This window comes from Streptomyces sp. NPDC049879, from assembly GCF_044461265.1.
Lineage (GTDB): Bacteria > Actinomycetota > Actinomycetes > Streptomycetales > Streptomycetaceae > Streptomyces.
Window position 1 is genome coordinate 151,191 of sequence record NZ_JBITKT010000001.1, and the last position, 11,800, is coordinate 162,990.

An 11,800-nucleotide genomic window follows, 5' to 3' on the forward strand; every position below is an offset into this window, starting at 1 on the left:
GGCCCGTGTCGCCCGCGCGGGCGCCGGGGTCCGTGGCCCGGACGGGGTGGGCGGTCCCAGGGCGGGCTGTCCGCCGCGCCCCGGCGAACGGTGTGCCGCCCGGCTCGGCCGCGCGCCGCGTGCACGGGTCTCCGCATGCGCGGGCGGAGGGCGACGGTGCGGGAGGTGCGGAAGGTCCTGCCGTCCGCTGTACGGAGGCGAGGGCGTGACGGGGGAGGACCGTGATCCCGGCTCAAGGCAGGGCTGTGCGCCGTTCGCTCCGGACTGCGTGGCGGGACTCCGGTGCGTGCGGTCTTCTGCCCGACGGACGGGTGCGTACGGGCCTTCCGGGCCGCACGCGAGCGGGCAGGGACGGGCAGTTCGGCCGGTCGCGGCGGGGGAGCGGGATGGGCCGTGGGCGTCGGCGTGGTGGAGAGGGTCCTGGACGGTCGGAGGCGTGGAGGTGAGGCAGTCACCCTCGGCGTCCCGGCAGGTGAGGCCGCGGGCCGGGCAGGGGGGACTTTCGGGGCCGCGCCACGGGCGCTCGACGCCGTCACCGCGCCCGCTGTCCGGGGACACGACGGCGCGCAGTCCGGAGGAGTCGCGGGCACGGTCGGGGTGACTCCCGGGCGCCGGGACCGGCCGCTGCGGGGGACACCGGACCTGGCGGAGCACCGGACGCTGGGGGAACGTGACCTGCCCCGGGGGCCTGCTGCCTCGGGTGCTGCGCCGTCAGGGGCCGCGCGCCGTGCCCCGCTTCCTCCCTCAGCGGGCGGGTGTCGGACGACGGGTCGATGGACCGGACACAGAGGCGTCGCGTCCGGGTTCAGCCGAGCGGTCGGCGTCGGCCGGGCCTCACGACATGCCGGGAGTGCCTCTTGCGGCTGGTCGCGGGCCGGACCCGGGTGCCGGGGTGGGCGCTCGCGTGGGCTCCTGCGGGGAGGCCACGTGGTGACATCCCCGCCGGGACTGGCTCCCTGCCCGCCGCTCCCCGGCGAGGTTCTGCCGTGCACGGAGGTGAGCTGGGCGGATGCCCTGGGCGCCGCTGCCCGGACGGAACACGAGGCCGGGCGGATCGGGTGGCCCGCTGCGCGGCCTCCTCGGGTCTCCGGCCGAAAGGCGTCCCGGAGGAACGGCGGTCCTCGCGGGGCGGGGAGTCAGGGGCGTGGGGTGGTGGCCAGGGTGACGAGTTCCTCCACCAAGGCCTCGTCGAGCGGTTCGCGCGTGGCGATGACGCGGTACCACAGCACGCCGAAGACCAGGTCGAGGAGCGTCCCGGGCGTGGGGACCGGCGGCAGGTCGCCGCGGCGCGCCGCCCGTTCGACCAGGGCCCGCAGCGCGTCGCGCCGCGTCGGCAGGAAACGGGCGCGGAAGCGCGCGCCGAACTCCTCGTCGGTCAGGGACTGGCCCATCATCGCGCGCAGCAGCGGCCCGATCTCCGGCCGCGTGGCCAGCGCGAACGTGGCGCTCAGGAACGCCCGCAGGTCCGCCGCCCACGACCCCTGGTCCGGCACGTCGATCGCCATCTCGCTCCGGGTGAGCGCGGCGTCCATCAGCACGTCCGCCTTGGACGGCCACCAGCGGTAGATCGTCTGCTTCCCGCAGCCCGCGCGCTGCGCGATGCCCTCCACCGTCAGCTCGGCGTACCCCTTCTCGGTCAGCAGGGACACGGCGGCCGCCAGGATCGCCCGGCGGCTCTCCTCGCTGCGCGGGCGGCCCGCGCGGGGCGGGCCTGGGGAGCGGATCGGCATGGGTGTAAGTTTATATCGAGACGCAACGGTCCGAAATTGAACGCGGACCGTGACCGTCACGCGTCCTCCCTGTCAGGAAAGGCGGCACCCATGTCATCCCGGACGCCCTCCCAGCCCATCGCGGTCGTCGTCGGAGGCACCTCCGGCATAGGCCTCGCCACTGCCCGCCTCCTGCTCCGGCGCGGCACGGCCACCCATGTCGTCGGCCGGTCCGCTGCGCGCGCCGAGGCGCTGGCCGTCTCCGACCCGGACCTGACCGTCCACCGGGGCGACGCAGCCGACGCCGCCCGCATGGCCGGGCTGTTCGCGTCCGTCGGCCGCGTGGACCACCTCGTGCTCGCCAGCAGCGGCGGCGCGGGCGCCGGGCCGCTCGCCGAGCTGGAACCCGACGTGCTGCGCGGCGCGTTCGAGGCGAAGCTGTTCGGCCAGCTCACGGCGGTGCGTGCCGCGCTGCCGCACCTCGCGCCCGCCGGATCGGTCACGTTCATCAGCGCGGCCAGCGCCCGCGCCGCCCTGCCGGGCACCGCCGGGCTCGCGGCGGTCAACGGCGCCATCGAGGCGATGGTCCGCCCGCTCGCCGTCGAACTCGCCCCGGTGCGGGTGAACGCGGTCTCGCCCGGCGTCGTCGACACGCCCTGGTGGGACACCCTGCCCGCCGGGGCGCGCGACGCGTACTTCGCCCAGGTCGCCGCCGCCCTGCCCACCGGCCGCGTCGCCACTGCCGAGGACATCGCCGAGGCCGTCGTCCTCGCCGCCACCAACCCGAACGTCACCGGCACCGTGCTGGAGACCGACGGCGGCGCCCGCCTCGTCTCCCTGGGCTGACCCGACCGGCCGCCCCGCCCGCCCGTTCGGGTGGCCTGCCGCCCCGCCGCCGCCGTGCCTCCGGCGCGATGACCTGCGACTCCTCTTCAGTGAGCGCATAGATGTGATCAACGCACCGGTAGGGCCGGAGGTAGCAGGATGGCAGGCGGGACGGGACGCGCGTGGCTGGCCGCGTGCGCCATGGGAGCGGTGCTCGTGCCGGCGCTGACGGCCTGCACCACCGGGGACGCGACCGAACGGGCGGCGCCCCGGTCCGTCCAGTCCGTCAGCACCGCGCGCCGCGCCCAGCTCGAACGCGGCGGCACCGCCCGCTGGGCCGTGGACGCCCTGCCCGCGACGCTGAACGCCTACCAGTTCGAGGCGGACGCCGTCACCGACCGCGTCGCGGGCGCCGTGCTGCCCAGCCTCTTCACCCTCGACGCCGAGGGCCGCCCACAGCTCAACACCGACTACCTCAGGTCGGCCGAGATCACCGAACGCGAGCCGCGCCAGCGCGTCGTCTACACCCTCGACCCGGACGCGCGCTGGAGCGACGGCACCCCCATCGGCGCCGACGACTTCATCGCCCAGTGGAAGGCCCTCAACGGCGAGGACAAGGACTACTGGTCGGCGCGCAACGTCGGCTACGACCGCATCGAGAAGGTGCGCAAGGGCCCGGAACGCCACCAGGTCGAGGTGACGTTCACCCGCCCCTACGCCGACTGGAAGTCCCTGTTCACGCCCCTCTACCCGCGCGCGGTCACCGGCGACGCCGACGCGTTCAACGACGGCGCCCGCACGGAACTGCCCGTCTCCGGCGGCCCGTTCGAGGTGGCGGACGTGGACGGGGAGGCGGGGACCGTCACCCTGGAGCGCAACGACGCGTGGTGGGGCGACCCGGCGCTCCTCGACGAACTCGTCCTGGCCGCCGTGCCCCGCGCCGAACGCCGCGCCGCGCTCGCCGCGGGCGAGCTGGACATCGCCGAGGTGACCCCAGGGGACGCCGAACGGATCACCGCCGCCCGCCGCACAGCGTCCGCCGCCGCGCCGGACGCCGACGACGGCAAGCAGCCCCCGCCCGCCGCCCCCTCCGCCGCCGACGCCCTCGGCGACCTCGCCCGCGCCCGCCTGGAGGGCGAGGAGGTGGAGGCCGCCGCCGAGCGCTACCGCGACGCGTACGCCGACGCCGAGCACGCGCGCGAGCGCCAGTGGGCCACCCGCGAGGAGGCCGACCGCGAGGCCATGAGCCACCTCGTCGTCCACCGCGCGTTCGACCCCTCCTGGACCCAGCTCACCCTGAACGGCACCTCGCCCGCCCTCACCGACGAACGCGTCCGCTGGGCCGTCGCCCGCGCCGTCGACCGCGCCGCGCTCGCCGAGGCCGTCCACGGCCCGGCCGACCTGCCCGCCACCCCGCTCGGCAGCCACCTGCGCACCCTCGGCCAGGCCGGCTACCGCGACAACAGCGCCGCCATCGGCGAGACGGGCACCGCGTCCGCCGCCGGACTGCTGGACGACGCCGGGTGGCTGATGCCCGGCGCGGGCGCGAAGGCCGGGCGGGACGGCGACGCCAAGCCGGGCGCGGCCGCCCCCGCGCCCCTGAACGCCGCAGGACCCGCCACCGCCGCGTCCGCCGCCCTCCTGCGCCAGTCGGCCGCCGCCGAACGCGCCGCGGGCGACGACGACGACGCCGCCCGTACGGAACGCCGCGCCGAGGCCGCCGAACGCCGCGCCGCCGAGCTGGCCGAGGCCGCCGCCACCCCGCCGCGCACCAAGGACGGCGCCCCGCTGGAACTGCGCTTCGTCCTCCCCGACGGCGCCGACGCCGCGCCCCTGCGCGCCGCCGCCCGCCGCATCGCCGCGATGCTCGCCACCGTCGGCATCCGCGCCGTGACGGCCGAGGTGGACGCCGACCGCTACTTCGAGGAGCACATCGCGACCGGCGACTTCGACCTCGCCCTCTTCTCCTGGCCCGCCACCGCGTACCCCGCCACCGACGCCCGCCCCCTGTTCCGCAAGCCGCGCGAGCTGCCCGGCGGCGTCCTGCGCGTCGAGCAGAACTACGCGCGCATCGGCACCGACTACGTGGACCAGCTCCTCGACCAGGCCGCGGGCGAGCTGGACGAGAAGGAGCACGCGGCGCTCCTCGACCGCGCCGACGCCCGCATCTGGGCCGCCGCCGGTTCCCTGCCGCTCTACCAGCGCCCCCAGCTCGTCGCCGTGCGGGACACCCTCGCCGGGGCGGGCGCGTTCGGCCTCCAGACCCCCCGCTACCAGGACATCGGCCACCGCCGCTGACCCCCGCGCCGCCGCCCCCGGCCCGTCCCGGGCCGGGGGTCGCACCGCGCGGCTCGGCCCGGTCCGGCGCGGCAACGTACGATGGCGGGTGACGCCGGTTGCTGTGGTCTGTTCGGGGGCGAACCCCCGCCGGGCGGACATCCCCCGCCGAGCCGTCCTGACACCGTCCTCGCTCGGGAGAAGCGCCCAGCCATGCCTACGCGCCACGACATCCGTAATGTCGCCATCGTCGCCCATGTCGATCATGGCAAGACGACCCTGGTCGACGCCATGCTCCGGCAGGCGGGAGCCTTCGCCGCCCACCAGCAGGTGGACGACCGCGTCATGGACTCCAACGACCTGGAGCGCGAGAAGGGCATCACCATTCTCGCGAAGAACACCGCCGTCCGTTACCACCCCAAGGGCGGCGGCGACCCGGTCGTCATCAACATCATCGACACCCCGGGGCACGCCGACTTCGGCGGCGAGGTGGAGCGCGGCCTGTCCATGGTGGACGCCGTCGTCCTCCTCGTGGACGCCTCCGAGGGCCCGCTGCCGCAGACCAGGTTCGTCCTGCGCAAGGCGCTCCAGGCCCGGCTGCCGGTCATCCTGTGCGTGAACAAGACGGACCGCTCGGACGCCCGGATCTCCGAGGTGCTCAACGAGACGTACGACCTGTTCCTCGACCTGGAGGCGGACGAGGAGCAGATCGAGTTCCCGATCGTCTACGCCTGCGCCCGCGACGGCATCGCCTCGCTGACGCAGCCCGCCGACGGCACCGTCCCGGCCGACAGCGACAGCCTGGAGCCGTTCTTCTCGACGCTCCTGGAGACCGTCCCCGCGCCGGTGTACGAGGAGGACGCGCCGCTCCAGGCGCACGTCACCAACCTCGACGCGGACAACTTCCTCGGCCGCATCGCCCTGTGCCGCATCCGCCAGGGCACGCTGAGCAAGGGCCAGACCGTCGCCTGGCTGAAGCGCGACGGCAGCCAGCAGAACGTGCGCATCACCGAGCTGCTGATGACGGACGCGCTCACCCGCAAGCCCGCCGAGCAGGCCGGTCCCGGCGACATCTGCGCCGTCGCGGGCATCCCCGAGATCATGATCGGCGAGACCCTCGCCGACCCGGAGAACCCGCTGCCGCTCCCGCTGATCACGGTGGACGAGCCCGCCATCTCCATGACGATCGGCACCAACACCTCGCCGCTCGTCGGCCGCGGCGGCAAGGGCCACAAGGTCACCGCCCGCCTGGTGAAGGACCGCCTCGACCGCGAGCTGATCGGCAACGTGTCCCTGCGCGTCCTGCCCACCGAGCGCCCCGACGCCTGGGAGGTGCAGGGCCGCGGCGAGCTGGCGCTGGCGATCCTCGTCGAGACGATGCGCCGCGAGGGCTTCGAACTGACCGTCGGCAAGCCGGAGGTCGTCACCCGCGAGATCGACGGCAAGCTGCACGAGCCCGTCGAGCGCATGACGATCGACGCCCCCGAGGAGCACCTCGGCGCGATCACCCAGCTGATGGCCACCCGCAAGGGCCGCATGGAGACGATGACGAACCACGGCTCCGGCTGGGTGCGCATGGAGTTCCTGGTGCCCTCGCGCGGCCTGATCGGCTTCCGCACGGAGTTCCTGACCGAGACGCGCGGCACCGGCATCGCGCACAGCATCTTCGAGCGGCACGAGCCGTGGGCGGGCGAGCTGCGGACCCGCAAGAGCGGCTCCCTGGTCGCCGACCGCGCGGGCGTCGCCAGCCCGTACGCGATGATGAACCTCCAGGAGCGCGGCGTCATCTTCATCGAGCCAGGCACCGAGGTGTACGAGGGCATGCTCGTCGGCGAGAACTCCCGCGCGGACGACATGGACGTGAACATCACCAAGGAGAAGAAGCTCACCAACATGCGCGCGGCCTCGGCCGACAACACCGAGAACCTCGTGCCGCCGCGCAGGTTGTCGCTGGAGCAGTCGCTGGAGTTCTGCCGCGAGGACGAGTGCGTCGAGGTGACGCCGGACGAGGTGCGGCTGCGCAAGGTCGTCCTCGACCAGCGCGACCGCGCCCGTACGACGGCGCGGGCCAAGCGCGCCTGACGCGGGAGTTCCCAGGGAGCCCCCGGCCCGTTCGCACGCGAACGGGCCGGGGGCTCAGCCGTCGGAACGGCCGAGCACCAGCGTGCGCCAGGTGAAGCCGTCCGCCGAGACGCGGTAGTTCCCCGGGCGCCGCCGGTCGATCAGGAGATAGCCGAACGGGACCGTGTCCGCCCACTCGGGCGGCGGGCCCGGCCGGTCCACCGCGAACGTCCTGCCGCCGTCCTCGCTCACCCAGATGGCGTCGTCGCCGTAGAGGAAGATCCGGCCGTCCGGTGTGACGATCGGGATGCCGTTCGCCAGCTCAGGACGCGCGCCGCCGCCGCCGTCCCCCGCGGTCCAGCGCGTCTCCCAGGTCCTGCCGCCGTCCGCGCTGTGGTGGAGGCGGAGCAGGGCGGACTCGCTCGTGCCGTCGCCGCCGATCTGGATGAGGTACAGCCCGCCCGCCTCCGTGGCGGCGAGCCAGCGCTGCACGGCGCCGGGGAGGTCGTCGCCGTCCGGTGCCGGGGGCGCCGCGAGCGGTTCCCACGTACGGCCGCCGTCGTGGGTGACGGTGATGCGCGGCTGGTCGTCCGCGTACGCGGTCCCGTCCAGCCAGAACGTCCCGTCGGGCAGCACGCCCGACCGCCCGCTCGTCGTCCCCGCGCCGTCCGGCTGGGTGGCGAGCACGCGCAGTTCCCCCGTGCCGGGCAGCAGCGCGTGGAGAGCGTTCCCGCCCGTGCCCAGGTAGGACGTGACGAGGCGCGCCCCCTCCGGTGCCCCGTCGACCGCCTCCTCGGGCGACGCCGCGCAGGCCGTCTCCGCCCAGGTGGCCGCGGCGTCGGTCGTGACCCAGCAGGTCCGCCGCCCGGCGGAGTCCATGAGGTTCAGCCGCGCCACCCCCGGGCCCGCCACCAGCAGGTCGCGCAGCAGCCGGCCGCCCTCGCGCGGCATCGGCGGGACCTGCCGGACCTCCCAGGTGCCGTCGGACAGGACGGCGATGTCCCGCGAGCACGGGTCGGCGGCGGCGTTCGCGGCGCAGTCGCTCCACGGGAGGGCGAACGCGTGCGACCCGTCGGCGAACCAGGGCGTCCACCCGTCGCCTGGCGGCAGGTCGGGCGCGGACGGCACGGGCGGCGGCTCGACGGACGGCGGCGCGGTGGGCGGCGGCGTCGGAGCGGGGTCGTCCGGGGCGTCCTGTGGGGACCCCGTACACCCGACCGGCCCCAGGAGGGCCAGCAGGACGAGGGCGGCTAACGGCGATCTGCGCATCCCCGGAACCTAGCCCAGCGGCCTCCTCCGGCATATGGGGGGTTCTCGGCAACACTCCGCCTCACCGGCGCTCGCCTGGATGCACGAAAGGGACATAAGGGGTGTGATGGTACTCGGATGTGACTTTCGGGATTTCTGAGGAGGCGCCCCATGCGCGGCAGCACCCACCTCACCATGGCCCTCGCCTGCGCGGCGGCCCTCTCCGTGACGGCGACGGCCTGCGGCACCACCCCCGCCGACGCCGGTGCGGGCGACCGCGTGGTGCGTGCCTCGTGGGGCGACCCGCAGCACCCGCTCGAACCCGCGAACACCAACGAGGTGCAGGGCGGCAAGGTCCTCGACATGATCTTCCGCGGCCTCAAGCGGTACGACCCGAAGACCGGCGAGGCCAAGAACGCCATGGCCGAGTCGATCGAGACCGACGACCAGCAGAACTTCACCATCACCCTGAAGGACGGCTGGAAGTTCAGCGACGGCACGCCGGTCACCGCCGCGTCGTACGTCGACGCCTGGAACTACGGGGCCAACGCCAAGAACGCCCAGGTCAGCAGCTACTTCTTCCAGTTCATCGACGGCTACGACGCGGTCCACCCCGCCGACGAGGACGCCGAGCCCACCGCCGACACCCTCAGCGGCCTCGCCGTCAAGGACGAGCACACCTTCACCGTCCGCCTCAGCGAGCCGTTCTCCCTGTGGCCCGAGACGCTCGGGTACGCCGCCTACTCGCCGCTGCCCCAGTCGTTCTTCGACGACCACGACGGCTGGCTCGACAAGCCGGTCGGCAACGGCCCGTACCGCATCGACACCTACCGGCCGAGCCAGAGCATGAAGCTGGTGAAGAACAAGCACTACGCCGGGTCGGACAAGCCCAAGAACGACGGCGTCGAGCTGCGCGTCTACACCGACAACAACACCGCGTACACCGACCTCCAGGCCGGGAACCTCGACATCGTCGACGACATCCCCGCCTCCCAGCTCGCCAACGCGGAGAACGACCTCGGCGACCGCTTCATCAACCAGCCGGCCGGCATCATCCAGACCGTCTCCTTCCCCCTCTACGACGAGGACTGGCAGGGCGCGGACGCCGCCAAACTCCGCAAGGGCCTGTCGATGGCGATCAACCGCAAGGAGATCACCTCGAAGCTCTACCACGACACCCGCACCCCGGCGACGGACTTCACCTCGCCCGTCCTCGGCAAGGACGGCGGCTACAAGAAGAACCTGTGCGGCGAGGCCTGCCGTTACGACCCCGACCGCGCCAAGCAGCTGATCGAGGACGCGGGCGGCCTGCCCGGCGGCAAGATCACGATCACCTCCAACGTCGACACCGGCTCGCACCGGCAGTGGATGGACGCGGTCTGCAACAGCATCAACAACGCGCTGGACAAGTCGAAGGCCTGCACGGTCAACCCGGTCGCCACCTTCGCCGACTTCCGCAACCGCGTCAGCGACCACAAGATGACCGGCATGTTCAGGACCGGCTGGCAGATGGACTACCCGCTGATCCAGAACTTCCTCCAGCCGCTCTACTACACCGACGGCTCCTCCAACGACTCCGGCTACAGCTCCAGCCGCTTCGACGACCTGGTGGACCGCGCCAACGCCGCGAACGACGAGGACGACGCCATCGGCCTCTTCCAGGACGCGGAACGGCAGCTCGCCAAGGACCTCCCCGCCATCCCGCTGTGGTACCAGAACGGCACCGGCGGCTACTCGGACCGGCTGAGCGGCGTCCGGCTCAACGCGTTCTCCGTCCCCGTCTTCACCGACATCAAGGTGGACTGACTCCGTGGGGCGCTACATCGTCCGCCGGCTGCTCCAGATGATCCCCGTGTTCATCGGGGCGACGCTGCTGATCTTCCTGATGGTCTACGCGCTCGGGGACCCGGTCACCGCCCTGTTCGGCGACCGGGCCCCCGACCCGGCGACCGCGCGGGCGCTGCGCCACGAGTTCAACCTCGACAAGCCCCTGTGGCAGCAGTACCTGCTCTACATGGGCAAGATCTTCACCGGCGACTTCGGCACCGCGTTCAACGGGCAGCCCGTCACCGACCTGATGCGGCACGCGTTCCCCATCAGCCTGCGGCTGGCGATCGTCGCGCTCGTCCTGGAGATGCTGATCGGCATCGCCCTCGGCGTCGTCACCGGCCTGCGGCGCGGCCGGGCGGTGGACACCACGGTCCTCGTCCTGACCCTGGTCGTCATCGCGATCCCCACCTTCGTCCTCGGCACGACCGCGCAGTACTTCCTCGGCGTCAAGCTCGGCTGGATCGACCCGGCCGTCAGCCCGGACGCGCCGTTCAGCGAACTCCTCGTCCCCGGCCTGATCCTGAGCCTCGTCTCGCTGGCCTACGTGACGCGGCTGACGCGCACCTCCGTCGTCGAGAACGCCCGCAGCGACTACATCCGCACCGCCGTCGCCAAGGGCCTGCCGCGCAGCCGCATCACCGTGCGGCACCTGCTGCGCAACTCGCTGATCCCCGTCGTCACCTACCTCGGCGCGGACATCGGCACGCTGATGGCGGGCGCCATCGTCACGGAGCGGATCTTCAACATCCAGGGCGTCGGCTACCAGCTCTTCCAGGGCATCCTGCGGCAGAACTCGCCCACCGTCGTGGGCTTCGTCGTCGTCCTCGTGCTGATCTTCCTCCTCGCCAACCTGCTCGTCGACCTCCTGTACGCCGTGCTCGACCCGAGGATCCGCTATGCCTGACCCGCAGGCGCGCCAGCCGCTGGGCGCCCAGGAGGACGCCGCCGCAGGGGGCCTGACGGCCGGGACGTCCGGCGCCACGCCCGAGCCGGGCGCGCCCCACGGCCTGTGGACGGACGCCTGGCGCGACCTGCGGCGCAATCCCGTCTTCCTCGTCTCGGCCCTCCTGATCCTCTTCCTGGTCCTGGTCGCGGTGTGGCCGGGGCTGATCGCGAGCGGCGACCCGAACCGCTGCGAGCTGATCCGCTCGCTCGAAGGCCCGTCGTCCGGCCACTGGTTCGGCTTCGACACCCAGGGCTGCGACGTCTACACGCGCACGGTCCACGGCGCCCGCGCGTCGATCGCCGTCGGCGTCTGCGCGACGCTGGGCGTGGCGCTGCTCGGGGCCGTCATCGGCGGTCTCGCGGGCTTCTACGGCGGCTTCTGGGACGCGCTGCTCTCCCGGATCGGCGACGTCTTCTTCGGCATCCCGATGGTGCTGGGCGCCATCGTCTTCCTGTCGATGGTCTCGCTCGGCGGGATCTGGCCGGTCGTCCTCATCATCGCGGCGCTCGGCTGGCCGCAGATCGCCCGCATCGCGCGCGGCGCGGTCATCACCGCCAAGCAGAACGACTACGTGCAGGCGGCCCGCGCCCTCGGCGCGAGCAACACGCGGCTGCTGCTGCGGCACATCCTGCCGAACGCCGTCGCCCCGGTCATCGTGATGGCGACGATCATGCTCGGCACGTTCATCGCCCTGGAGGCCACCCTCAGCTACCTCGGCGTCGGCCTGCGCCCGCCCACCGTCTCCTGGGGCGTGGACATCTCGGCCGCCTCGGACGGCATGCAGTTCCGCAACGCGCCGCACATCCTGTTCTATCCGGCCGCCGCCCTGAGCATCACGGTGCTCGCGTTCATCATGCTCGGCGACGCCGTCCGCGACGCCCTGGACCCCAAGCTCCGCTGACCC

The 11,800-nt window shown here is 73.5% G+C and carries 8 protein-coding genes; 6 read left to right on the plus strand and 2 right to left on the minus strand.

The features are described from left to right. Positions 1–1,136: 1,136 nt before the first annotated feature. Entirely contained in the window at positions 1,137–1,730 is a 594-nt protein-coding gene (locus ACIBPC_RS00695) for a TetR/AcrR family transcriptional regulator (protein ID WP_362967775.1), read from the minus strand. A gap of 90 nt (positions 1,731–1,820) precedes the next feature. On the opposite strand from ACIBPC_RS00695, the gene ACIBPC_RS00700 reads away from it, so the two are divergent. From ACIBPC_RS00700 to typA, 3 genes are all read left to right on the plus strand, one after another. Beyond that, positions 1,821–2,555: an SDR family oxidoreductase gene (locus tag ACIBPC_RS00700; protein WP_398840330.1), complete on the plus strand. Its 735-nt coding sequence runs from the start codon at positions 1,821–1,823 to the stop codon at positions 2,553–2,555. A 138-nt stretch (positions 2,556–2,693) separates the two neighbouring features. Then, positions 2,694–4,832, plus strand: a complete 2,139-nt coding sequence (locus ACIBPC_RS00705; protein WP_398840332.1) for an ABC transporter family substrate-binding protein — start codon at positions 2,694–2,696, stop codon at positions 4,830–4,832. Between the two features lie 192 nt (positions 4,833–5,024). Beyond that, complete coding sequence (gene typA / locus ACIBPC_RS00710; RefSeq protein ID WP_362967778.1) at positions 5,025–6,893, plus strand: translational GTPase TypA; 1,869 nt, start codon at positions 5,025–5,027, stop codon at positions 6,891–6,893. A gap of 54 nt (positions 6,894–6,947) precedes the next feature. On the opposite strand, the gene ACIBPC_RS00715 is transcribed toward typA, so the two are convergent. After that, entirely contained in the window at positions 6,948–8,141 is a 1,194-nt protein-coding gene (locus ACIBPC_RS00715; RefSeq protein ID WP_398840334.1) for a hypothetical protein, read from the minus strand. Positions 8,142–8,291: 150 nt separating this feature from the next. Between ACIBPC_RS00715 and ACIBPC_RS00720 the strand changes: the two genes are divergently transcribed. From ACIBPC_RS00720 to ACIBPC_RS00730, 3 genes are read left to right on the plus strand one after another with little or no spacing between them, the layout of a single operon-like run. Further along, positions 8,292–9,926 (plus strand): ABC transporter substrate-binding protein, encoded by a 1,635-nt coding sequence (locus ACIBPC_RS00720; protein WP_398840336.1) that lies wholly within the window; start codon positions 8,292–8,294, stop codon positions 9,924–9,926. 4 nt (positions 9,927–9,930) lie between these two features. Then, positions 9,931–10,854, plus strand: coding sequence for an ABC transporter permease (locus ACIBPC_RS00725; RefSeq protein ID WP_362967781.1), 924 nt, complete (start codon positions 9,931–9,933; stop codon positions 10,852–10,854). After that, the gene (locus ACIBPC_RS00730; protein ID WP_398840338.1) at positions 10,847–11,797 is read left to right on the plus strand and encodes an ABC transporter permease; all 951 of its coding nucleotides are present in this window, start codon (positions 10,847–10,849) and stop codon (positions 11,795–11,797) included. The genes ACIBPC_RS00725 and ACIBPC_RS00730 overlap by 8 nt, the downstream gene beginning before the upstream one ends. Positions 11,798–11,800: the final 3 nt, after the last annotated feature.

Excerpts from the sequence above, each read along its gene's own strand:
- ACIBPC_RS00705 (WP_398840332.1), top strand. The coding sequence starts at position 2,694 with ATGGCAGGCGGGACGGGACGCGCGTGGCTGGCCGCGTGCGCCATGGGA.
- ACIBPC_RS00715 (WP_398840334.1), bottom strand. The coding sequence starts at position 8,141 with ATGCGCAGATCGCCGTTAGCCGCCCTCGTCCTGCTGGCCCTCCTGGGG.
- typA (WP_362967778.1), top strand. The coding sequence starts at position 5,025 with ATGCCTACGCGCCACGACATCCGTAATGTCGCCATCGTCGCCCATGTC.
- ACIBPC_RS00730 (WP_398840338.1), top strand. The coding sequence starts at position 10,847 with ATGCCTGACCCGCAGGCGCGCCAGCCGCTGGGCGCCCAGGAGGACGCC.
- ACIBPC_RS00700 (WP_398840330.1), top strand. The coding sequence starts at position 1,821 with ATGTCATCCCGGACGCCCTCCCAGCCCATCGCGGTCGTCGTCGGAGGC.
- ACIBPC_RS00695 (WP_362967775.1), bottom strand. The coding sequence starts at position 1,730 with ATGCCGATCCGCTCCCCAGGCCCGCCCCGCGCGGGCCGCCCGCGCAGC.
- ACIBPC_RS00720 (WP_398840336.1), top strand. The coding sequence starts at position 8,292 with ATGCGCGGCAGCACCCACCTCACCATGGCCCTCGCCTGCGCGGCGGCC.